General features: G+C 44.0%; 15 protein-coding genes. 3 read left to right on the top strand and 12 right to left on the bottom strand.

Translation table 11 applies throughout. The features are described from left to right. Nucleotides 1-51: 51 nt before the first annotated feature. Nucleotides 52-1,056, bottom strand: a complete 1,005-nt coding sequence (gene sohB / locus L1070_RS11510) for a protease SohB (protein ID WP_237125654.1) — start codon at nt 1,054-1,056, stop codon at nt 52-54. A 78-nt stretch (nt 1,057-1,134) separates the two neighbouring features. Next, nucleotides 1,135-3,570 carry a VolA/Pla-1 family phospholipase gene (locus L1070_RS11505; protein ID WP_237125653.1) on the bottom strand — a complete coding sequence of 812 codons (2,436 nt, stop codon included), beginning with the start codon at nt 3,568-3,570 and terminating at the stop codon, nt 1,135-1,137. A gap of 186 nt (nt 3,571-3,756) precedes the next feature. Between L1070_RS11505 and L1070_RS11500 the strand changes: the two genes are divergently transcribed. Both L1070_RS11500 and L1070_RS11495 read left to right on the top strand, forming a co-directional pair. Beyond that, nucleotides 3,757-4,500: a YciK family oxidoreductase gene (locus L1070_RS11500; RefSeq protein ID WP_070987138.1), complete on the top strand. Its 744-nt coding sequence runs from the start codon at nt 3,757-3,759 to the stop codon at nt 4,498-4,500. A gap of 289 nt (nt 4,501-4,789) precedes the next feature. Further along, complete coding sequence (locus L1070_RS11495) at nt 4,790-5,503, top strand: metal-dependent hydrolase (protein WP_237125652.1); 714 nt, start codon at nt 4,790-4,792, stop codon at nt 5,501-5,503. Between the two features lie 50 nt (nt 5,504-5,553). Here the strand turns inward: L1070_RS11495 and L1070_RS11490 are convergent, their stop codons facing one another. The 9 genes from L1070_RS11490 to sbnA all read right to left on the bottom strand — a co-directional run bounded on the left by L1070_RS11490 (nt 5,554) and on the right by sbnA (nt 18,538). After that, nucleotides 5,554-7,653 carry a TonB-dependent receptor gene (locus tag L1070_RS11490; RefSeq protein WP_237125651.1) on the bottom strand — a complete coding sequence of 700 codons (2,100 nt, stop codon included), beginning with the start codon at nt 7,651-7,653 and terminating at the stop codon, nt 5,554-5,556. A 43-nt stretch (nt 7,654-7,696) separates the two neighbouring features. Continuing rightward, nucleotides 7,697-8,128 carry a ParB N-terminal domain-containing protein gene (locus tag L1070_RS11485; RefSeq protein WP_237125650.1) on the bottom strand — a complete coding sequence of 144 codons (432 nt, stop codon included), beginning with the start codon at nt 8,126-8,128 and terminating at the stop codon, nt 7,697-7,699. A gap of 81 nt (nt 8,129-8,209) precedes the next feature. Continuing rightward, nucleotides 8,210-9,388 carry an alanine racemase gene (locus L1070_RS11480; protein ID WP_237125649.1) on the bottom strand — a complete coding sequence of 393 codons (1,179 nt, stop codon included), beginning with the start codon at nt 9,386-9,388 and terminating at the stop codon, nt 8,210-8,212. After that, nucleotides 9,385-10,158 (bottom strand): aldolase/citrate lyase family protein, encoded by a 774-nt coding sequence (locus L1070_RS11475; protein WP_237125648.1) that lies wholly within the window; start codon nt 10,156-10,158, stop codon nt 9,385-9,387. The genes L1070_RS11480 and L1070_RS11475 overlap by 4 nt, the downstream gene beginning before the upstream one ends. Continuing rightward, nucleotides 10,155-13,568, bottom strand: coding sequence for an IucA/IucC family protein (locus tag L1070_RS11470; RefSeq protein WP_237125647.1), 3,414 nt, complete (start codon nt 13,566-13,568; stop codon nt 10,155-10,157). The genes L1070_RS11475 and L1070_RS11470 overlap by 4 nt, the downstream gene beginning before the upstream one ends. Beyond that, nucleotides 13,565-14,755 (bottom strand): MFS transporter, encoded by a 1,191-nt coding sequence (locus L1070_RS11465; protein WP_237125646.1) that lies wholly within the window; start codon nt 14,753-14,755, stop codon nt 13,565-13,567. The genes L1070_RS11470 and L1070_RS11465 overlap by 4 nt, the downstream gene beginning before the upstream one ends. Beyond that, on the bottom strand, nt 14,739-16,415 hold the full coding sequence (locus L1070_RS11460) for an IucA/IucC family protein (protein ID WP_237125645.1): 1,677 nt from the start codon (nt 16,413-16,415) through the stop codon (nt 14,739-14,741). Before L1070_RS11460 ends, L1070_RS11465 begins: the two co-directional genes overlap by 17 nt. Before the next feature lie 106 nt (nt 16,416-16,521). Next, nucleotides 16,522-17,535 carry a 2,3-diaminopropionate biosynthesis protein SbnB gene (gene sbnB, locus L1070_RS11455; protein WP_070987145.1) on the bottom strand — a complete coding sequence of 338 codons (1,014 nt, stop codon included), beginning with the start codon at nt 17,533-17,535 and terminating at the stop codon, nt 16,522-16,524. Nucleotides 17,536-17,548: 13 nt separating this feature from the next. After that, nucleotides 17,549-18,538: a 2,3-diaminopropionate biosynthesis protein SbnA gene (sbnA, locus tag L1070_RS11450; RefSeq protein WP_070987146.1), complete on the bottom strand. Its 990-nt coding sequence runs from the start codon at nt 18,536-18,538 to the stop codon at nt 17,549-17,551. Between the two features lie 361 nt (nt 18,539-18,899). On the opposite strand from sbnA, the gene L1070_RS11445 reads away from it, so the two are divergent. Continuing rightward, complete coding sequence (locus tag L1070_RS11445; protein WP_070987147.1) at nt 18,900-19,283, top strand: hypothetical protein; 384 nt, start codon at nt 18,900-18,902, stop codon at nt 19,281-19,283. Between the two features lie 144 nt (nt 19,284-19,427). On the opposite strand, the gene L1070_RS11440 is transcribed toward L1070_RS11445, so the two are convergent. Then, nucleotides 19,428-25,187 (bottom strand): M4 family metallopeptidase, encoded by a 5,760-nt coding sequence (locus tag L1070_RS11440; protein ID WP_237125644.1) that lies wholly within the window; start codon nt 25,185-25,187, stop codon nt 19,428-19,430. Nucleotides 25,188-25,453 lie beyond the last annotated feature (266 nt).

Raw genomic sequence — 25,453 nt, 5'->3', positions numbered from 1 at the left:
TGCACTTGGCTTTAACCAAGTGCATATTTAAAAAGTAGTTTATGTGTTTACCTACAGGCGAGCATTGTTAACTTTTGACCACAAGGATACACCGACCCTTTCAAGCGCAGCACTAAAGCCCAATCCCACTTTCTCCGACAACGTTTTTTTACCTCGATAAGTAACCTTAAAGAGTTGATGCGTCTTGTCTAAAGACAGCAGCACGTCATCGCTGGTACTAATTTCATCTACCAGATTGAATGACTTTGCATATGTTGCAAACCAGTGCTCCCCTGTCGCGACCTTAGATATATCTAGCTGAGGTCTATGCTCAGCAACGAAAGATTTAAACAGGCCATGTGTGTGCTCGATTTCTTCTTTGAACTTTTCGCGCCCTTTGTCAGTGTTTTCACCAAACATAGTCAATGTACGCTTATATTCACCAGCTGTGATCTGTTCAAAGTCAACATCGTTCTTTTTGAGAATTTTATTAAAGTTTGGAATTTGCGCCAACACACCAATCGAACCGACGATCGCAAAAGGTGCTGCAATGATTTTATCGGCAACACAAGCCATCATATAGCCGCCACTTGCCGCCACCTTATCTACACAAACCGTAAGTGGTAAGCCGTGCAGCTTTACACGATTCAGCTGAGAAGCAGCTAAACCATAACCATGGACGACTCCACCGCCGCTTTCTACATTCACTACCACTTGGTCTTTACTTTTATCAGCGATAGTCAAAATTGCGCTAATCTCCTCACGCAAATTTTTAACTTCATGAGCATCTAAGCTGCCGATAAAATCCACCACAAAGACTTTGCCCTCGTCTTGCTCATCCTGTTGCTTTTTTAACGCTTTATGATAAGCCTTGAGTTCCTTTTTATCTAAAGCTTGCTCAACAAAACGCCCTTTGGCTTGCTGCATTTGCTTTGACAAATCTTTCAGCTCAACTTCTCCTGATTCATTCTTCGACTTTTGACCCGCGCCAACAATCAAGGCCACGACAACCCCTATCGCCACAACTAGCGTGACAGCTTTTGCCAAAAACAAACCATACTCAAATAAAAATGCCAACGTAGACTCCTTTGAAACTAGCAATAAACCATAAAAAAAGCCGCTTTACAGCGGCTTCTCATCTTGACTCAATAACTATTAATTAGCAATAACTGCAGAGTTAGTTATCTGCAAATAGAGCCCTTTTGATTTCAAGAAAGACGCTATTTGCGTTTGCATTTCAACAGCAGCCATTGCATGGCCCTGAGGTGTTCCACCTGTATTTTCACGCATTGAAGTTGTCAATGATGAAGCATGGTTACCTTGACTAAAGTTAACAACATAACTCATAGGTGTTTCTGAGAGCTGCGTTGTAGATACAGTTTGTAAGCCCATCAAATTAGCCATAGGTGTACCGCCCGATAAAGGGTTTGCTGTGGTCGGCGGAATAACTGTATCCGCTTTGTTACCATCAACGCCACCGGTGATCAAACTCATGTAAACCGGAGTTTGCACAGCTTGAACAAGGCTTGCATAGTTACCTGGGTCGCCGCTTTCCAACACCGTCTGAGCTGCATAAACAAACTGTTGAATAATACTTTGAACCGCTGCCAGTGATTGAGTATCGCCCGTTTCTGCCAAGTGCTTGGTATAAGCCACAAATGCACATGGCGCTACCGCAGATAGATATGCAGGATCTTGCGGATTAGGCTCGATACCTTCAACAGGGCAAACAGACGCAGCATTCGTTGCAATAAATGTGATAAATGCCTTAGATGCTAGATTGTTAGCCGCTAATAAAACTGAACCTTTTACAAACGGGCCGAACTCTTCTGACTCTGCTAAGAAACTCGCGATGCCACTACCGCCACTTGCCAGTGCGGCGCTTTGCACTTTAAACAACGGATCAACTTGTGGGTCAAGCGGTAAGTTCGCATGAGCAATAAAGCTTGGTGCAACTATAGCCCCCAACGATTGACCAAAATAACTAACTTGTGTTGGATTTAAACCCAGCGCAGGGTTTACAAAGTTCAACCCTAAACGTAAGCCAAGTAAATCAGCTGCTGACTGGCGCAAGTTGTCACGTGCAACAAGTAAAGAAGTCAGGTTCATGTAAGATAGCACAGACCCTGTTGATGCGTTGAAATCATCAGTACCATCACCGTCAATATCTAAACCTCGCTCACCGTGCATTGGGTGATCAATCGCAACCGTTGCAAAGCCTTGTGAACTTAATGCAAGTGTAAGACCCAACATTGCCTCTTTATTTGAGGTAATACCGTGTTGAAGAATAACCACAGGCCAACCTGTCGCTGGTTGTTCAATACCAAATAGCTCAGGTATTGGTTTAGTTATTTGTACTGGTACATTTGCTAACCACTGAACTTGTGGAATTGTGTTGTACTTGGTTAGGAAGCGTGTTGTATCTAGACCGAAATCACGTAGTACGCCATTTGACATAGCCGCACAGGCCGCATCGTTAGTATCCACTTGTGGCTCAGGCAATGTGCCACCAATCGCCGCTTTATAACCTAACACCGCAACTGCACTATCACACTGAGCGCGCCAGTAAGTATCTGCGGCACTGCTGATGTCAGTGGTTGCAGGCTTAGCGGAATACATAGGTAATTGGACACTACCACGCATGTATTGCACAGCCTGAAATGGTGCAAGTGTAGCTGGGTCTGTGATCACCGCAGATAACACATCAGCTACGGTCATCATAGGTTGTTCTGGTACAACTACTTTCGGGTTAGTGCCTTGTGCAAGGCTTGCTGCCATTAACTTTTTGATAGTGCCAACAACTGGTCCAACTGATTGCATCGTAGCCGCAGCGGTATAAATAATATTCTCTTTGGCTAAGTCACCACCACTTGTTACCGCACTCTCATAACTTTTAATCACAGCTTGTAGTGCGATTTGCGTGTCTGTCACTAATGGTGCATCTTGACGCAGTAAAGTGTAAGTCGAAGAAGGTTTAATGGCACGTCCATCAGCCATGGTTAACGAATCAGTCAGCACTGTGATATACGTCTTGCCCGCTTTGAACGGCTTCAGTGGCTGGATCACAATACCATCGCCACTGTCATTTAAAATAGATACGAAATCACCTGTCATGCCATTTTCAAGCTCACCAACTAGGCGACATGCGATACCTGCCGGTACAGCCGCACATTGTTCATCGCTTTGACTCGCACCCATAACTACTTCAAAAATACGCACTGATTGCGGATCGCTAGCAGCTTGCGCACTGACAGACTGTCCCGCAGGTACATTTAAATCGATCACATATGGCATTTGTGTAGACCAGCCATCTTGCGCGCCCAACGCCAATGATGGAGACGAATAATGTGCGCGCGTTACCGCTGGGTTGCCATTTTCATCAAGTTCACCTGGTAGATTAAGGGTACCATCTTTTGTACCACTCAAAAGTAAATCGTTAGGGACAGAAATAACACTGTTTGATGGGTCAAATTTAATGGAAACTGAAGGCAGTACTGGGGTTGAATCTTTTTTTACATCTTCTAATGTTTCACCGCCACCACAGCCAACGAGGACTGAAGAAACCGCGAGTGAGAGTAGCATTTTTTTCATTTTATAGGCTCCGACATAATCTTATTATTCTTAGTGCTCTAATTCGTTAAAACTATGTAATTTTGTTTTTAATAAGACATTAGACCAGTTAAAGTTAACGTAAAGTGTAGCCTTTCGCCACCTATATTTACAATAAATTCGATAACTTGTGGTAAAATGTCGAAAATTTACCAGTTGAGGTTAAAAATGCACGATTATATAGCCGCGGCTAATGCCTTAGAGAACAAAACAATTTTAGTAACCGGTGCTGGTGATGGTATCGGTAGAGTGGCTGCAATCACTTATGCTAAGCACGGTGCAACCGTAATTTTACTTGGCAAAACTACCAAAAAACTTGAGTGTGTCTACGATGAAATTGTCAACGCAGGTTATCCTCAACCGGCAATCGTACCGTTAGATATGCGTGGTGCCACTAAGCAAAATTATCGCGACTTAGCAGCCACCATTGAGCAACAGTTCGGTAAATTAGATGGATTACTCAATAATGCATCAATTTTAGGTTCCTTGGGGCCGCTTGAGCACTTTTGCGTTTCTACCTTTGAGAACATTATGAAGGTCAACGTAACAGCACAGGCGATGATCACCAAATATATGTTCCCACTACTACGAAAAGCGCCCAATGCGTCAATCATCTTTACCTCGTCAGGTGTTGGTCGTCAGGGTCGTGAGTTTTGGGGTCCTTACGCTATTTCTAAGTTTGCTACAGAAGGCATGATGCAAACATGGGCATCAGAGGTTGGAAAAACCAATATCCGTATTAACTGTATCAACCCCGGTGCGACGCGCACAAGCATGCGTGCATCAGCATTCCCTGGTGAAGATAAAGACAGCCTAAAAACCCCTGAGCAACTTATGCCAACCTATTTATATTTGATGAGTGATGATTCAACTTCGGTGAATGGTCAATCAATTGATGCTCAACCAAAATAACCTCCCCTTTAGATAGTTATAAGGCAAGTTACCAGTGAAGTGATGACACCTTGTGTGGTCATCACTTTATATCGTCACCTCTTATCCTTGTACATATCACCTTCATTTGCACTTTCTCATACTCGATAGTTACCCTACTCGTGCTTGCTTGTGCTTAACGATCGAACAGCAAAGGTCAATCTTATAATGTGTTACAAGAATAGCTTTTTGCAAAATCTAATATTGCGTTAAAATCCAAAACTTGCATAACAGTTCTAGGTAAAGCACCTCATAATGATTAAGGATATTTGTGGCAAATTTTGAAACTCATTTTAAAGGCTCTGTAGTCACCAGCGCTGCGCTCGGTTCAGTTATTCTAGCTACCTCTTCTGCTACCCCAACCGATACGCTATTACTTTTTGTGATTGGCAGTTTGGCGGGGTTGTTACCCGATTTAGATGCGGATAAATCCCGTTCACTTAACTGCCTATTCACCGTGTTTGCGCTGTGTATTGGGATCTGTCTGCCCGTGATATGGTCGTTGAACTCATTAACTGAAATTTGGCTCAGTGCGATTAGCGTATATCTAGTCTTAATGTATGCGCTAAGACCCATATTTGAGCGCTTTACCATTCACCGCGGTGCGAGTCACTCTTTATTGAATGTGGTAATGATAACGCTGCTGGCCGTCAACCTTGCTATTTTAAGTGGTAAGTCTAGCCACTTCGCTCTGTTGTGTGGTGTGGCAGTCATCGTGGGTATGCTTACTCATCTGATTTTAGATGAGTGTTACAGTGTCGATATCAATAACAATGAAATAAAAGCCTCATTTGGCAGTGCGCTCAAACCCATGGCCATTAACTCGCCGATGGCGTGCCTATTGCAGTTAGGTGTGATTGGGCTGTCAATTTATATGTTGATACCACACCAAGCAGCTTTGCTAGGTGCAGTTAAAGGCTGGCATTATGAGTTAGCAAGGCTTCCGCTATTGCCGAACGCTGACATAATACAAAGATGGTTATAGTAGCATAAAGGCTACCGAGTGGCAGCCTAAGGGAGAGAAGCTTGATTGTGTTACCACACGATACGGTATTTAACCGAGAAGGTGCGACCACGACCAGGAATTGAACTGCTGTTATTACCGTTACGTTGTAATTGGCTGTACACTGGGAAATATTGATTATTAAACAAGTTCTCAATACCTACTGTCACTGTGCCCTGCTCAAGTTCAATTTGAGAGTTAAAATCAACCAAGGTATAGCTTTCAACGTCTCTTCGACCAAATGCGTTTTCACCTTCTAAGCGATAGTCTTTGCTACCACTGTGCATCAAAGTCAGATTTGTGCGCCAACTGCTGGTGAGATCATAGTTTAACTGCGCGGTCAGCTTGCTTGGTGCAATGCTAAAACCGTTCATTTGTTGGAATTGTTCCGCGTTTTGCGCTTTTTCGTCACCATTGGCTTTGCTGTAGCTCAAGTCCATGCTCAAGCTATTGGTAATGTCCCATGATGATGCGATTTCAAATCCGTCAATCTCAACTTGGTTACGACTGATTGAAAGACCCATGCCTTCGCTCTTAACACGACCTAAGTCAGATTTAGAAACAAAATACGCTGCGCTGAAGCTTAAAGACCCCAATTCCCCACGCCAACCAATTTCGCGATCTGTTGACTCAATGGGTTGTAATGATGACTGACTTAAATCAAACTGGCTGCTAGCGTAACGGATCTGTAAGCCAATATCAGGCAACTCGTATCCTTCATTGAATGCAACATATACTGTATGTTTATCATTGATATCGTATGTCACACCAAGATTGTAAACCGTTGAGCTATAATCATAACTACTACCAGAAATAGCAACCGCTTGTCCAAGGGTTGTAAAGTCATCAAAGCTGGCATCAATGCGCTCAGCTCGAAGACCGGCTTCAACACCAAGTTGCTCCGTCACGTTAGCACGCGCTTGAGCGAATGCCGCTAAAGTACGGTGGCTAATTTCTGGCACAAAAGCTTTGTCACCCGTTTCTTTGAACACTAAATAGCCGCTATTGTCGTAAACTTCACCGTCATACGTAGTAACAGGCATTTCACTGCGCTCGTCTTGTGCGTCAAAACCCCAATCTAGTTCCAGGTTTTCACTGAGCTGACTGTTTACAGTAAGTTTAAGACCTAAGTTTGTGCTCTCTAAATACGTTTGCGCCAAGTGATTCCAAGTAGCATAAGGACGACCATCGAATGGTGCAAAACGTGCATCATAATCACGGAAATAGAATTGCGCAGACAGTTTATTATTTTCACTCAGTTGGTTTTGATAACCAACATTAAAAACCAAGTTGTTGATCTGATTTTGCTTATCCAGCTGTAGGCCTTTGATAGACTGAGCTTTGTTGATATAAGGTAACGCTTTCACAGTTGGGTCTGAGGCATAGTCGGTGTCTTGCTCAAGTACATAACTTAGTACTGATAAAGATAAAGATTGCGCATCCCATGTCTTCGACACTTTTGCATCAAAACTGTAGATATCACTGTCGAAGCTATCGCCCTGACTTGGCTCAACCGCGATACGATCACCATCAGCGTCTGAAAAGCTATCAACATTTTCATAGCTTGCGCCAACACGATATTGCCAGTCATTTACTTGACCAACAAACGATTGTGCTAGCGTGTAAGCTCCATTTTTCACTTCAATACTTGATGCAATTTCAGACGCCTGTTGTCCACCCTTAGTATAAATATAGATAACGCCACCTGTTGCACCGCTACCATATAGCGCATTACCACCACGGAAAACTTCTACTCGTTCAACTTGTGCTGGATGCAGGTTGTGCAAATCACGAGAGATATTGCGATTGGTGTTCATAGGTACACCATCAATCAGTACTAAGGCATTACGACCACGTAGTGTTGTACCAAAGTTTGTTAATGCTGGTGTTGGAGGTGCCATACCCGGAACCGTTTTAGCCAATACTTCAGCAATGTTTTGTGCGCTAGAGAATTGCGTACGCAACATTTGCTCATCAATCACTGAAACATTGCGAGCGATAGAGTTTAAGTCAGAAGCCATGCGCTGTGCACGGATCTCTACATGTTCAATATCGTCAGCTAATACAGTATGCGAAACACCAGCTAACAACGCGGTAACACTCACACAGAGCAGAGATTTTTTAAGAAGCATTTTAGTCCTTATACTAATAAGTATTATTATTTATATTTAAAAGTTAAATTCTGAGTGCATGATAATCTAACTGATAACTATTATCAATAAGCAACTTGAGTGAAATATTGCAATTTGGTAAAGGACGAACAAATTGATGGCGCGTGCTTTTAGCTGGCAAACGTTGTCCTGCCTGAGCATGCTCGATAACACACTTAGGTGTTAAAGCTCTGCTCGGATGAGTGCTAATGAACTCGACTTCATCATAATCCAGCAAAATACAAGGAACTTTTGCCAAACCCAAACGACACGCAACCAAGTGTCTATGATGACCATCCATGATAGACCCAGAAAGTCTATCCACGGTGATTGGTACGCGCCAAAGCTGCTCATGTAACACTTTTTGCTGTAGCCACTCTACGCGTTCAGGGATCACCTCTTCATTAGGCTTGAGAGCTTGCGGTGACATAAAATGTATTGATTTATCTAGTGGCATAACATAGCTTCCTTATACGTTGATTCAATTTAAATTTTGCGCAGCGGATACTGACCGCAGCAGCCGCTGCTGCACCGAAGGTTACAAATACACTCTTTGTGGATGAGGGTGAGATAAAAAGTCGTGGTGAGAAATATGCCAACCATACGCACCCGCTTTTTCAAAAACGATGATATCGCCCGCACGCAAGCGCTCTACCACTACCCCTTTGGCTAGCACATCTTTAGGCGTACAGAGTTCTCCACATAAGGTCACTGGCGCATCGTTTAACTCAGGCCTAGTAAATGGATAGGGCCACTCTTCTCGTGCAAGCACCCTAAATGGATGATTGTGCTGCCACGATGATGGCAACCTAAAGTGATGGTTACCACCTCGCAGCACCGCAAAGTTTTCACCATGATTACGCTTAACATCCGTCACCTCAGCCAAGTACACACCACAATAAGCACTGACAAAACGGCCACATTCCATGGCAATATTTAGTTCTGGAAAACGCTTAAGCAATGCGCTTAGTTGCTCACAATAGCTTGACCAATCGAACGGGCGCTGCTGCGCTTGATAAGTGACACCTATGCCGCCACCTACATTGACGGTACTCAGCTCTAGGTCATATTGCTGTTGCCATTGCAGCGCAGTCGTTATGTATTTTTCAATCGCTTTGATCTGGGTATTTTCTTGTAAGTTATTAGAAATACAATGAAAATGAAATCCAACAACACGTAAATTTGGATAACGACTTAGCTCAGAGAGTATGCCCTCAAGCTCACTTTGCTCAATACCAAATTGGGTCGCCTTGCCAGCCATTTGTAATGTCGCATCGGGCAATGCAAAGCTTGGGTTAACTCTTAGTAGCACCTCAACTATTTTTCCTTGCTCTTGAGCCAACCAATTCAAGCGCTGCATTTGCAACTGACTTTCAAGATGGTACAACGTGACATTATGCGCCAAAGCAGCTGTAAGCTCAGTGAGTGTTTTTCCTGGGCCACCAAACGCAATGGGAACAGTTTCGCTCACTGCCCTGACTTTCTCTATCTCGCCCATTGACGCAACTTCAAAACCATACACGTGCGGCAGTAATGCACGTAATACCTGCTCATCGCTATTGGCCTTAATGGCATAGTAAAACTGTACCGTTTCTGGCAACGGGTTAAGCAATGATTGAACATGCTCTGTTAAGCTATTTAAGTCGTATATAAAGGCACAAACCTCTTGTTGCTGCTTAGCAACATACTCGTTGATTTTTTCAATGCTGACGGTCACTGTTCCAGCTCCTTTTTAAACTGCGCAATATGTGCTTTATGGGCGTTACGCATGATGCTTCTATCATCGCCTAGGACAAAATTGGTCACGCCACTTTGCTGCCATTGCGCCACAGCCTCAGTGGTGCGTGGAATTGCCATAAAACTGCTTTGTGCGTGCTCACATGCTTGAGCAATTTGTGTTACCGCAGCGCGTACACTTGGGTGCTGCGTTTGCCATGCAACGCCCAGAGATTGCGATAAGTCAGCGGCACCTTCAAGTACAGCGTCAACACCCAGTGTTGATGCTATCTGCAGTGCATTTTCAACCCCTAGTTGGGTCTCTATCATGGCGACCACCACGGTTTGTTTGTTCGCCTCAATCATGCTTTTGGCGAGATCTTTTGTTGCGTAGCTATTGAGCCGCGTGGAATTTAATCCACGCATACCTAACGGCGCGTAGTAACAACGTTCCACCAGCAGCTGCGCCTGCTCTGGTGTTTCCACCATAGCGCAAACAATGCCACTGGCGCCTGCATCCAACAACGGTGCGATTAGGTCATAGCGTCCTTGTGGGATCCGTACCAATACGTCCAACTCCGCAGCTCTTGCTGCCAACAAAGCTATTTCCACATCTTTTAAGCTATGCAAGGTGTGTTCTAAATCAAATATGATGAAGTCATAGCCCGCCAACGCTAGCTGCTCGATAGCCACTGCGTCGGAAATAGAGCTAAATACTCCAAAGCATGGATTTGGCTGAGATAGCCGCTGTTTTAACCTAGGCTGACTCATTTTTTAACCCCAGAGTTTGCCTCAGCCAACGGGTTGCTCACTGACATGACACGCAAACGCTGCTCTGGCATAAAGCGACGACAAGCCAATTGTTCTACGTCGATGTTCGGCGCAAAAAAATCAAACATTTCGAAGCGCTCGTTAAGGTGAGAATGAGCACTTTGATAGCGTTCAATACGGCTGCGAACTAAATCCCAGAAGGCCTCGCCATCCAATGCAAAGTGCTGCTCTATAAACCAACCCAGCTCAGCCAAATTCACAAAACACAATGCATCTTGAGTAAAGTCGCGCAGTTCATCTTTACAATCAGTCTGCAAGAATGAATTTGGGTTAACACGGGCATGCTCTGCTGGTGACTCAATAAGACTTGGCAACAGCTCTGGTTTATCAAGCAAAGCCACGCTAAATCTCACACCGTCATGAAAATCTTTCAATGCAGCCTGAACAGGTAAGCCTTGCCTGTGTACCAACAGCATGTTTTGTGCGTGAGACTCCATAGCCACACCATGCTGCCAAAGCATATGCATAACAGGTATATAAACATGGTCAACCAACGCACTTAGCCATGTTGTTAAACCATGCAGTTCTACCCAAGGTGCAATCAATGGCTGGTCATCGATATCTAGCTGCATCAGTGCCGTCACTGGTACCACTGACTCTGGCGATTGCACATGCTGATAAACACTTTCACGCCAGATACAACCCAATGCGCCATACTGCGCGCTAAGCATAGGTTGTGATAACACACTGACCCCAGCCACTTCCTTAAGGATGATAGGTCGCGTGACCTGTTGCCAAGCATCATTGTCTTGCAACAAGCTGCACAACCAATCGCTTATCATCCCCGCATTGGCAATGGTGTGTGGAGCCAACACTCTAGATGTTGATGTATTGGTAATACTCAGCGCCAATTTAACAGACAACGCCGTTACATCACTGTAATCACTGAGCGTACGAATTGATTGCTGCGGCAAGTAACGATGACCATCTATCTCAATCGGGTAGAGTCCTCGGCGCGATGCAAAGTAAATTTCGCCAATATGCTCCCACTGCCAAGGATGCACAGGTAACAACATGACTTGATTTAGCGTTGTACCATAAGCCTTGAGTTGAGTTTCAATTTGCAACAACTGGCCATCATTAAAGTGATTCTGGGCTAGGCTCTGAGTGCTATAACCGCTTGCAAAATTGGCGCTCACCTGCTGTAGGTCAACAGCTAGCCAGCGCAAATGCATTGGCTTGGCAAGCTCAGGGCCGTAGTTGGCGTTATCCTTTAATGTAAAGCCTAATCGCGATTTAAAACTGGGGTGATAAAGATGACCATTACTTATTTTCGCTTCACACTGTGCATAATCCATATCTCTAATTGGTGTCTGTGGCTTTGCGGCCAAAACCTGACTATGCTTTTGCGTGGTATGATGTAACTCATCATAGAACCTAGACCATACGTCGGTTGGAGCGAGCTCTAACTTTGCTAAATCTACCATGACCTGCGCCAATGATAACCCACTAGTACGGCCACCCTGGTGACGCACTAACGTTGCATAATCAATGCGAATTCGCTCAAAATGAGCAGTTGTTCGTGCTATCACTTCATAGTGTGTTTGCTCATCCAAAGGCAACACTAGTTTATTGTTTTGCCAATGGTATGGGAGTACTTTTTCATACAGTAAAGCTTCAATTAGCTGGGTGACAACCCTTTGCTCTGCGCTCTTTTGATTCGACACGTGTGAGTCACTTTGATAACGCAATGGATTATCTATATTTACCCAAACAGGCGATTCGCCACAGCCATGTAGCGTACTGAGTAAGTTACCTTTTGCTGGTAATGTAGCGCTATCTAATAACGCCACGGCTTGGGGCTTTGCGATGTCATCGCTTGCTACATTCGCTAAAAACTCACGGGTGACAGACCAAAGCGTGTTTTCAGAAATGCCGTGGTTACGCGCTACAGCTGATAGTACATGTGCAATGTGATTAACCACCACGTAGTATTGGTAACGGAACCATGCTTCGTCTTCACTGTAACTGGCTGAGCTATTTGGATCTAAACTTGGCTGCCTGTGTGCTGAAACACTGCACCCTTCCATATCTCTGACCACCAGCATGCTTGGCCATCCATTCTCAAAGTACATCAACGCATTTTGTAGATGGGCTTCTAGACTCACGCCTGAGCTTGCGAACAATCTAAGCGTTGGTAATAGCGCAGCATCTAAATACCCATGCCACCACTGGCTTAGAAATGCCTCATTAACCGTGGTGTTATGTGCTTGCGCTGAACTACAAATAAAATCACTTAACGGCATTGTGCCTGTAATTGGCGACTCCTCTACTAACGCTGCTAGAATGCGCGTTTGCGCTTGCATGGATTCACTCAACCCTTGACGATATAGAACGGCAAATGACGCTGCCAACGCCTCATTGTTGATTGTTTGATAAGCAAGTTCTGGCAATAGCCTTAAACGTGCGATACCTTTTTCCAGTTGATTTTCAACGATAACTTCACTGGCATCGAGCGCGCGTTCCAAATGGCTTGGGGGATTATTACGTATAAAGTTAGTGATACGTACATCCAGTGCTAACTTCACGAATAAGCCTTGTTTTGGCGCAAACACCGTACGTACAGATGAAGTTGGCCACACCGTTTCCCCCATCGGCCCTAAAGAGATAATTTCATCTTCCGCTAGGTACGCTTTCACTGTTCCATCTTCTAGTAAGTGATTTGCTTGCCATGGATGACAAGGTAGCAGTTGGTAATCATCAAAACGCTCACCTAGCAAAGACTTTGCTTCCTCAAGCATAATCGGGTCTTGCGGTATCTGATAATCGCTGATCACACGCTGTTTATACAGTGCAGGAGATAATGCAAAATAATGTAGCTTAAATGCTGCGCCTAACTCTGGGCTATAGCGTGCTAAGTCTTCATCACTAAAACCTTGGCAGGCTTTTGAGGTGACATGAAATGGGTGACCAAGCAATAATCCCTGCTCCGCTGATACGAACTCATCACGCTGTGATGACTTGTTAGATTGTTTTATCACTTCGTTAACATAGTGACGGCAGTAACGTACGCTGTTGGTCACTTTGTTGTAGAACTCATCCGCAGCCTCTTTAGTGCTCACTTGCGCCAATGCATTACACAAATGAACAAGCAAGACATTGATATCTTTAAGCTCTTTCGTTATACCCGATTCACAAATTGCCACCGGCATGTCATAGCTGTGATAACCGGTCATAGAATAGTGCTGTATATCAAACAACACCTGTAGGTCATCTGACAAAGGTAATGCATATTGATAGCTGCCAGAATAACGACACTGCTCTAGGTCGATTTCTCGTTCGCGAATATATGTGTTGAGGTACTGTTCAACTAGCTTTGTGTCTAACAAAGCCCATTCCATCGTGTTCATTGTGTTTTTACCTTAAAATTAACTTGTTGTACTGATAGTAAAAAACTCACCAAAATTGCGGCGGCGATAAATAGTCCGGCGGTCAGCCAAAGCACACTGCTGGCGCCAAAATGGGCAAAGCAAAACGCAGCAGCAAAGGGGCCAACCAATTGCCCCACAACTTGGGCGCTTTTTGCACACCCCAACGCCTGACCTTGCTGCTCAGCAGGACTCAAGGTGCTGATTTGTAAAAATAAGCTTTGTGATTGGGTCGCGAAAAACCCACCCTGTATGATGCGCAGTATGGCGATAAGCCAAAGCGACGATACTAAATCGATTAGCATGACTGAAAGCCCACAACCCAATGCGCCAAGGGCAAATGATTGTGCGCTAAATCCACGCGCGTTGCGCCGCCCCCAAAAGCCTGCTAAGGCAAAGGTGCCACACCATGCCAAAGCGTGGATCACACCTATTTGGCTTGCGACATTTGAGCTTGGCCACTGTTGTGTCATGTACAGAGCAAAACCTACCACTAACGCAAAAGCGCCAGCCTGCGACAAAGCGCCAGCTATCAGCCAGCTCCATACCTGCGTTGAAAAACGACATTTATTGACTGGGCGTTGACGAGACTCAGAGATTTGAGGTTGTAGTACATCTTTATCAAGCAACCACATCAGCGCCAATAAACAGCTAACGGTCACACCCGCGGTAACGGCTAAAACGGTGTCCATACCTATCGTCTGTAGGCTATAGCCACCTACCAATGGGCCAAGCAAACACGCCAGTGAAATAGCCTGTTGTTGCATACCTAATTGATGGCCTTGCGGGGCAATCGTGGCACGGCTAAAAAACAGTGTCAGCACCACGCCAATACCAGAGAGCCCCAATAAGAATCGCGCCCCGATAAATAACGTGATTGACTCAAACCACGCCATACCCAGCAAAGACAACACAAACAACACAAGCGCTACAACAAAGATATTCTTGTAGCGATAGCGGTCACCCAGCATACCGACCAAAGGCGCACTGAACAAAGCGCCAACAGCAGGAGCGGATAACGCTAACGCTGAATAAAAGCCTGAAACCGCCTGTTGATCACCTAATTGCTCTAAGTAAAGAGGTAATACAGGTATCAGCACCATTAATGAGAAAGTGACTAAAAATTGCGTGGCGAGTAGCAAATAAAGCGGCTTAGTTGGCGACGTCACTTGCCCTCTCCTGTCGATGCTGCCTAACCGATGACAGTGGGTTCTCGATAGTCGACATGGCGCTTGGCATGCCTGTCACGTCATCATCGGCGGCAAACAATGGTGCTAATACTGCTTTAAATGGCCAAGATTTCGCATTCAATAAGCATTGCTCTGCCCACTTGGTAAATGTATCGTCGTTGATTTGTGCAAGGCAAGTCTTTATATCTCTATACACAGTGCGCCAAAACACCTGCTCGTCTACTCCTTGCCCCACCGCTTTAGCAATAGGGTACAAGTTCACTTGCAGCCCCAACGTAATAAAGTATTTAGCCAACTCAGTAAGGTCCGGCAACACTAAAGTGTTAGGCGTATGCCAGTTGATTTGATAATCAGGTAAAGCTAATTGATTGGCGGTCAATTGCTTAGGGCAAATTCTAAGTGAGTCATGGTCACGCAGTACAAAGGTAAAGTCGTCGTGACTATTGATATAAAGAATAATATTTTGTCCATGACATTCTGGTGCCACACCATAGAACAAAAAGTTCAGCCCCATTTGTACAAAGCGCTGAGTTAAATTAGTAAAAAGCTGTTGGGTGTCCACACCCGCTTGAGCAAGCATCTGCCACGCTTGAGGGTGATTTAGCGCTGCCATAGAGAGTACAAACTGTTTGTTATGCGTCGGAAGGCAACGAAGTTGTACGCCTATCTCGCCTTTGCACTGCAACATATCTCGATGTGTACTTAGGCTCCACCACTGGCGTTCATCACACAATTGTACATTTTGTGCGAGTGTTTTTGAGCGCGAAAGAATGTCCTGCAATAACGCATACGCGCAGTCACCATTATACAAATATCGAGGAGGCATGGTACGCATCGCCCCTAATGGCGTAGCACTGCTGGCCATTTTTATATGCTTTAGCGCGTCAGTTGGGTGACAAAAGGTACGTAGCGAACTGGTGGCAAGTCCAAGTTCAGACGTAAATTCTAAATCTCTGCTTGCTGGAATTTCACGTGCCACGGCCACCTGACTTGAAAGCATAGGTAATGCAATATAATCGTCGCTTAAATCAGCCAATTTGGCTTCTAAACGCAGCTGCTGAGTGTCGTTCAGTAGCAAGCGATATGCAGTATGTGATTGACGAGTAAACACCTGCTCTTTAGGGAAAGCCCACCATTGCACTTGCTGCTGGGTCCAATTTTCAAGCACAGTTTGCAAACTCGCTTTGGCATGGGCAAATGGGTGGTTAGGTCTGTCTATCACCAATGCTAGCCATTCAAATAAATCAGACGTTTGTGTAACAGGCGCTGACTGAGCTAATACGTTCACCGTCTGTACGACTTCACGCCACTTCGATAGGGTTCTTTGGTTGTCACCCACAGGCCACCAGTCTGATTCGATAAAATGGCTCATTAATGAAGTCACAGACACCAATGTTGGCTGTTGATTTTGCTTTTGTATAGAAATGTCGGGGTCGGTTATGACATAAGGAACCATATCCATAGGACGAAATTGACAGGTAAAAACCAGCTGGCTTTGCGAATCAAGACGCACCAATAGCTGACCGTGTTGATAGACACAGTGGCTTTTAAAGTCACCATAGTTTTCAAGATAAAGTGCAGCGATGAGTTTTTGCACCAGTGCAAAGCGGGGGTTATAAAGGTTAACCGATAAAGTCATTTCAACTCCTTTAAATCGCAAAGCCTTATAAAACTTTGCTCACACTCGGCTTAATAGTCAGAAAAGTGGACATGCTATTTAGCATGTCCATGCGCTTCTTTAGCGTTTAAAATAGTGGTAGTTTTGTACCCGCGTCTTTTGCCAACGCAGCTTGATAAAACCAACGCGCACACACAATGTCATCGATTGCCATGCCCATTGGGTTGAGAAGAATAATTTCATCATCATTTTCACGGCCAACCACTTCGCCAAGTACGATTTCACCCAACTCTGCATGTAGTGCATCACGACTAAATTTGCCTTCTTCAACAAGCTGGTTGATAACCTTCTTCTCACGGTTTGACTGGTCCCAATCATCAACGATAACTTTGTCTGCTTTTACGAACACTTCTTTTTCGATGTCCATGATCGAGATGTTCGAAACAAAACAGCCCTTCTTAAGCCATGCGTATGGAATATAAGGCGCATCTGAAACAGTACAAGTTACTAATACATCTGCTTGCTCAACAGCCCCTTGCGCGCTTGGGTGAATAACAAACTCAACTGCTGGGTAGTCACCGGCAAATTGACTGATCAATCGATCCGCCGCTGTTGCTGATAAGTCATATAAATGAATTGTTTTAATAGATTGATATTGCTCAAGTAATGTTTGCACCTGCATCTGCGCTATCGGACCACAACCAATGATAGAAACATCACTGAAGTCCTTTTTAGCCAGATACTTGGTCGCAACTCCTGTGATAGCTGCAGTGCGCATCGCGCTGATTAAGCTTGCTTCCATGATAGCCACAGGGTAGTTAGTTTGAGCATCATTTAGGATGATCACTGCACTGGCACGTGGCATATCAAATTTACTCGGATTGTGTTGGCGAGAGCCTATCCACTTAATACCAGCAATTGGGTTTTCACCACCTAGATAACAAGGCATTGCAATGATACGGTCTGCGATGTGTGGCGCATCTGGCCATCTTAAATAAGGCTTAAGTGGCTGAACAAATTGTTGTTTTGCATGTAAGCTAAGACCCTCTTCAATTGCTTGAATAAAGGCATCACTGTGATCTGCGCCCAACTTCTTAAGGTCGGTTTGACTTAAATAGCGTAGTTCAGTTTGTACTGTCATTGATAATTCCTTACTAGACGATTTGTTCTAATTGCGTAATTGAATTTGAAAGGTGGCGTTGCTTAACCATGTCGAACCAATCCTGGTCGTAAACTAAATCCAGATAACGGTCGCCACGATCAGCAAACAGAGTTAACACAACGCTGTGTTTAGGGATTGTAGGAAGCAGCTTTTTAATCGCTGCAATTGCAGAGCCACTCGAGCCTCCAGCAAAAATGCTTTCTTTTTTAACAAGCTCTCGGCAGGCTGATGCGGACTCATAGTCGTCCACATAAATCACTTCATCAACCTCTGTTGGGTCTAACAGCTCTGGCACTCGGCTCGCACCTATGCCTGGTAATTCTCTTGGCCCAGAGGTGCCACCAAAAAGTACTGAACCGGTAATGTCTACGGCGATAACTTTAAGGTTCTTATTTGCCTCTTTTAAGCGACGCGCTACCCCCATCAAAGTGCCAGAGGTACTCGCTCCGACGACCAAATAGTCGACTTTTACTTCAAGGTCATTGAGAATTTCTTCAGCTTCACCAAAATAATGGCTACGCCAGTTATCTGGATTCGCATATTGATTGATCCATACACTGTTGGGTGTTTGCGCAACTAAGCGTTGTACCGTGTCGATACGAGTTTGCAGATAGCCATTGTTTTGGTCCTTTTCAGTAACCTGAACGATGTTTGCACCATATATCTCTAGTAGCTTCAAATTAGTTGGTGAGATTTTAGGATCAACGACCGCCGTAAAAGGAAGTGCATGTTGTTGACAAATCATCGCAAGCGCAATGGCCAAATTGCCCGATGAGCTTTCGATGATATGACTGTAAGGTGTGATGTCTCCTCGCTTAATCCCCTGCTCTACCATGAACTTAGCAGGGCGATCTTTAATACTACCTCCAGGGTTAAGCATTTCTAGCTTTGCTAAAACGGTATGCTCTTGATACGGAAACATTTTGTTTAAACGTACCGTTGGTGTATTGCCTACACAAGATAGGATACTGTCGTAAATCATTGTCCTTTGCCTCCACATTCGTTATGGAGCGCTAATTTACACTAAATGCAAATAAGATCAATTACCATTTGCATTTTTAATTGAAATTACAACTTTAGTATCAAAGACTATTTGCTTACACAGAAAAAAACATCGTTACTACACCTTAGCCGTACACACTTGGCACCTTGTAATCGCAAAAAGATAACAGCAAAAAATAGCAATGAGCGTACTTTCAGTGTGTATTGGTGTGGACGACAAAGAACGTGAGACCTTGCAATTTATCCCTGATTTCTCAATTCACATACCATATCTTAAATTCCCTATTAAACTCATTAAGTGACGAGTGAACTTAGTAGCCGTTCCTTATTGAGGATTAACAATGTCAAAAATGATTCTTGGGCTGTTGGTTGGCGGGTTTGTGGGTATTATTCTTGGCGCTTGGCTGGGCTATACATTGAATATTGGCCGAGACCGACGAATTGAATTTAACGAAGCAATAGAACCGATTCGCAAAGCTTTGATGCGGGGAGAATACATTAACGAGCAAGACATCAGTATACTGGTTGCTAAGCTCGGAAGAGACAGTAAAGCCGTACTCAATACCTATAGAAAAGTTTATCAACCAAAAATGAATATGTCCGACGCTATCCTCAGGAAAGACATCTACGGCAGACTAACCTGTACACGCGAAGAGTACGAACACGCGATGAAATTAAAAAAGGATGCCATGACCAGTTTGTTGGTCAAATGTAAGCATCGTTAATCGACACCTCACTTGAAACCTAGCGTCAAATTATTACCTTTAGCACAATAAAAAAGCATTGAGTCCATATGTACTCAATGCTTTAATGATATTTAAGTATTGCATCCGCTAGAGGGTAACAATCCCCCTAAACAGCCACTTATTTTACCCTCTAAACCTTACGCTCTGCGCCTGTCTTAGCACGGATAAACAAAGTAGTAAGAATATTAATATACTTAAGCTACCTCCCGATCCGCCATCATCAGTGCCAGAGTTGCTGCTGCCACCCGTGCCGTCTCCATCAAGTGGCTTTTCAGCTTTTACTGTTATGGTTACTGCTTGCTGACTGGACGCAATACCATCACTTACAACAACTTTGAAGGCTAACTCCGACTGTTCCTCTACTGTTGGAGCAACAAACGTCAGGATGTTACTAGTGGCATTTTCTATATTGACTTTGATGCCACTGGTTTGTGTCCATTGATAAGACAAAGTATCACCATCTAAATCGCTTGCCTGTGCAGAGATTGTGAGCTTTTCACCACTTTGTGCACTGATATCCGTAATAGCATCAACCTGAGGAACTCTGTTGACGTTTTTCACTGAGATGGAAAACGGTGACTCAAACAACTCATGTCCATCATCAATAAATAGTGTGATAACCGCCTCAAAGTCTTGAGAGATCTCACCTACTTTAACGATTGCAACCCCGCTTACATCAGTTGGAGTGACTTCTAAACTCGCGTGATTAGAGGTCCAGTTGTACGTTAAACTGTCTCCATCCGGGTCAGCTGTTTGGCTCACATCTAATGTAATTTGCGAACGTTCATACATGGTATCCGGGTAATCAGCTATCACCAGCTCAGGTGCTTGGTTCGGTTTATCAATCGCAAGTTTCACAACGACTTCAATATTGCCAGACTCTTCACCGTCTAGGTCCATTTCACCACCATCATTGATGGCGATACCCAAGCAAGACTCACAACCGGACAAATCACTCTCTAGACTTACCATATCCAAATCTTTCCACCCTGTGCGGGTAAGTGCTCTCGCACTAATCTCGTCGCTTGCGACAAGCGTGTTTTTGACTGGGACATATAGTACAGATGATGAACCTAAGTTTCCTACTTCAACGTTTACACTGACCATTTCACTGACCGACTGATACTCTTCATCAGTTACCTCAGCATCCCACTGTTTTGCTGCGACGTAATTAGCAATCACATCCTCAGACACAGAAACATCACTGGTCGAAAGCCCAGAATCTGCCAATTTAGCTGCTCCCGCTCTAAGTCGTTCTGTTACTTTGGTTGTTCTTGCATATGTGTTGTCGTTAAGTTTGGCCAAGGTCACATCAGGCTGATCATCTAGGTAATCAGGTATACCGTCACGATCACTGTCTTTAACCCCCTCTTCAAGGTCCGAGATACCATCGTTGTCAGAGTCCGTTTGCGCATCCAGCTCAATTGCGTTGCCAAGTGGTAGAGAGTATTTCACCTGTCTTTCAAAACGGCCCTCTGCAGTCATGTCTACTGCCAATGCAATTTCGTCACCCTCTATATTTTCAGGATTAAACCCTACTGTCGCGACATTAGCATTGTACTCAATGCTCTCAAGCGCGTGACGAGGAACTTCTGCAAACATAAAGCCATAGTCGCTATTGCTAGGAATGTTTGCCAGTGTGAAATCAATATAGATTAAGCCACCTTGCTTCTCGCCTAGCGTAATTGGCTCACCGTTTTGCCATGCGTTTATGTCTACCTGTAATTTCGGCTCAGCTTCAGAGTAACTGAAAGCAGACACTGAGAATTGGTTAACATAAACCGCATCCGTATCTATAAACTCAACATAGACGAAATCTGCCCCCGTCAAAAACTGCTCACTAAGATATAACTTGCCGTTTTCTTTAACGTTGAAAGACTCAGAGTATCCATTGCTACTTGTCAATGTTAACGCAAACTCAGACGTTGGCCTGCCAATAAACGAGTAGTTAAGAAGCGCGTGAAAATTACTGTACACCACAACTTGCGGTTCAATACGCAACTCAGTCAACACATGTAGATTAAGCTGATAAGTGGCACTGTTACCTGCAGCATCCGTTAATTTTAACGATATTTGCTTAATGCCAGGACTAAAGTTTGCAGCTCCAACTACTTCAATCCCTGTTACCTCACTCACGCTGTCATGGACAATCCCGCTTTCATTAACTGCTAATAGAAAAGCAGCTTCATCTCGGCCCTTTAGTTGCAAGGAGTCTTTCACCAACACAGGCGCTGTCGTATCAACAATAAAAACAGTTTGAACAACCTCAGCTCGATTACCGACGAAGTCTTCTGCAACCCAAGTTAATTGATGCTCACCAAGCGGTAAAGCGTCGCTGTTTTGTAAATAGACAGCCGGCGCTCTGTGGCCATTATCTGTCGCTTCGGGTAACGATAGTACTGAGTCGATTGGAGTAAACTGGGCTGTCGCTTCAATTGTCACCGCGTCTATTACCGCAAATTCAGGTGCCGCATTTTCACCAACATCAGGGTTACTCGGTTCAATGTCTTCTACATCCATAACGCCGTCACTATCACTGTCTTGGTTATTAGGCATAGCGTTAAGATTGAACTCTTCTAAATTCGTCAACCCATCCGAATCACTATCTATAGATGCATCTGTTGCATTTAACGGGTTAAGGCTATACGAAACTTCCCAACCATCAGGCATACCATCATTGTCCGTATCAGCATTATGAGGGTCTGTTGAATTGTTAAACTCTTCAAGGTTTGTTAAGCCATCTAGATCTGGGTCTGCTGACGCGTCCGTAGCATCATTTGGGTCTAAGTTGTGAGAGGTTTCCCATCTATCGGGCATGCCATCTTCGTCACTATCTTGTGAGTTATCAATTAAGCCAGAAATATTCAGGTTATCGATAAATACGGCATCTAGACCATGTGAAACGCTTGTATCTTTATAGTATTCAAAGCGAATTGTGTAAGCACCCGCTTCGAGCGGTGACACAAAGCTTTGCCAATCATGTTCACCCGACAAACTCAAGATTAACTGACCATTGAGGTAGACTCGAAGATAGTCCCAACTCTGTTCGGTGCTCACTAAATAATCATAGGAAAGTGTTCCTGCATCCGATTCAAATGAGTATTCCACATAGGTAGTTTGTGAGTCATCAATGTCATTATTACTGAGGCTGTAGTTCTCTTTACTTCGCGTAGTGGTTACAATCCATGGTTGATTTGCATCCGATGAAGTAAAATCTTCGGGTAATACCCCATTTTCGAAATTAAATAGCGGTAACTGAGATTGAGCTGGTACAGACTCAGGGTTATTAGGCTCTGTACCATATAAAAACTCAGATAGATTGCTTGCACCATCGTTGTCTAAATCTAGGTTCTTATCAGAGTCAGATAGTGGGTTTAATCCATAAGAATGCTCCCAACCATCTGGCATTAAATCACCATCGGAATCGCTATTATCGGGGAACGTGCTTAGGTTTAATTCTTCAAGATTAGTCAAGCCATCTTCATCAAGATCACCATTTGCGTCTGTCGCATCCATTGGGTCTAAACCGTAACGAATTTCCCATAGATCAGGCATACCATCTTCGTCACTATCGGAATTTGCACCAAATACTCGGATATTATCTATAAATACCGCATCTAATTCGGTCGATACGCTACCGTCTTTAGAGTATTCAAACCGTAGTCTGTGTATACCTGAATCGATATTTGTCTGGAAGTTCTGCCAATCCTGCTCCCCAGAGATACTCAGGAGCTCAGAATCATTAATATATACTTTAAAGTAGTCGTAACCTTGCTCTGTATTTATCAAATAATCGAATGCCAGTATTCCCCCATCTGTTAATACCAGAATTTCAGCATGAGTTCTTTGTCCATCATCGATATCATTGTTCGTTAAACTGTATGTTCCTTTACTTTTAACATTGGTTATTTGCCAAGGATCCGCTGAGTCTGAAAACGATAATTCCTGTGGCAACTCACCATCTTCAAAATCAAGGTTTAAAGCGCTACTGATATCAGGGACTGAAGCACTGTTATTCGGTTCTGTGCCAAATATAAACTCGACTACATTACTAGCGCCATCGTTATCTAAGTCTAATGTTGCATCTGCTGACGAAGTCGGATCTAAACCATAGTTAACCTCCCAACCATCAGGCATTTGGTCTGAGTCTGAGTCCACATTGGTTGGGTTTGTTTGATGAGTATGATGCTCATCATAATCTGATAGACCATCCTCATCCGTATCGCTCAATGTCGGGTTAGTTTGTAACTCATACTCCGTTAAGTTATTTAACCCATCGTTATCAAGGTCAGACTGAGCATCATTGGGATCATTGGGACTTAACCCGTAAAGCAGCTCCCAGTTATCATCCATAAGATCATTGTCTGTATCAATGAACTTAATATTATTACATTCCACGCCCACATCAGCGAAAGCTTGGATAACATCTTGAACCGTGTAATTGAGGTCAATGGCTGAGTTGATAACACCACATGCCCCATCCTCGAAATTTGATGAAGCAACCCAATATTGCTGGTTTGCTCTGACCATCAAATCAAACGCCTTACGCACATCCCAGCCATTGGTGTTCGAAAGTAAATAAAATGCTCTGTTAAACACACCACTGCTGTAGTGAACGTCAATTCCTGCATAATATTGAGAAGCATGATCAATAGAAACGCCGTCTCTAGAGGGGGTCTCAAAATAACGCAGGCCATCGGTTGTTTTGGTCATGTCACCACCAGTTAGCCAATCATTACTCCCTCTTAAGTAATACTCAGCTGCTTCACCTGCAATATCAGAGAAAGCTTCGTTAATGCCACCCGATTGGTCCGCATATATCAGATCTGAATTTTGATTGGTGAAACCATGACTTACTTCATGTGACACAATGTCTAGCGTCACCAATGGGTGGAACCTGTCAGCACCATCACCAAAGGTCATCGCATAGCCATTCCATGTTGCATTTTCCCACCCATTACCTGAGTGAACACGCATCAACAGCTTAAAAGTTAAAGGCGCTGTGTTATACCAATCGCGGTACATATCATAAACAGCGGTACCAAACGCATGAGCATCGTTCAGTGGTGAATAAGCACCATTTATTTCTTTATGGGTATTGTGACTACACGCAAATGAGAAAGCTTCACTAGGCTCGCTCCCTGATTCCATGGTAACCGTTTTGACTTTTTCATTCTCTAAATAACAAGTCTCGTCAACTTGTGTCACCACAAGCGCTGGAAAATCAGTTCCATACTCATAACGACCAATCTTTGTGTTACCGCCTGGCCCAGTCGCTTCAGCACTGTGAACATTATTCCAATGCTTTACCAATGAGTAGTCTGACTCAAGCACTAATACGACAGGCTTGGAGTGCATCTGCTCGGTCAATACGTCTAACTCAACCATGCGTGCAAACTTTGCTTCACCTGACTGCACGACTACATATCGCTGATTCGAGCTAATTGTATATGGTGTTGATTTATCTAACTTTGCCCGCAGCAAAGCTATTTGAGCGGCCTTATTGACGTCGAATTTGAGGTTTTGTGATTTCTTTAATTCGACCTCATTCACGCTTTGTACAAAAAAACCACTAATATGTCCATCATTGCCTTGCACGCTCAATTGCTGTGCCCAAATCGGAGTCTGTCCATAATACTGCTGAAGTCGATATGGCTGATCTGCTCCTTTTGCCATCCGAGTAGCAGTCACTGGAGTGTGTATTCTTTTAAAGTTCAATACATTTTGACTACTATTCCCTTTACTCGCATAGTCATTCTCCGCGAGTAAAGCTTGTACCGTCTCGTAATTATGGCGGGTTACCAACTGAGACTCTTCAGCCAGAGTGCTTCCTGCAAATAGGGTAGCGGCTGCAACTACACCTAGATTTGGTTTCATCTTCATTAATGTTCCTATTATCCCAATATTAACCTTTCAATTGTCTCTAATTTAGGTGTAGGTCACAAGTTATTAATTGATTAAATTTGAGGCAAGCTAGAGTGCAAAAGTTTAATGGCAGAGCGCGAAGCGGTCGCATTCCTTTTGCGCAAGGTGAATACAGTGCAAATGTTTAATGACAAAGCGCGCAGCGCTTACATTCCATTTGCGCAAGGTGAAACAAGCCATTTTATAGAATGCTGAGGGACTCTGCGCTTATTAGAGTGGTAACT

Source organism: Pseudoalteromonas sp. MMG022 (assembly GCF_021654245.1).
Lineage (GTDB): Bacteria > Pseudomonadota > Gammaproteobacteria > Enterobacterales > Alteromonadaceae > Pseudoalteromonas > Pseudoalteromonas amylolytica.
Note: the sequence above shows the minus strand (reverse complement) of the source record. Positions and strands in the feature narration are given on the sequence as shown.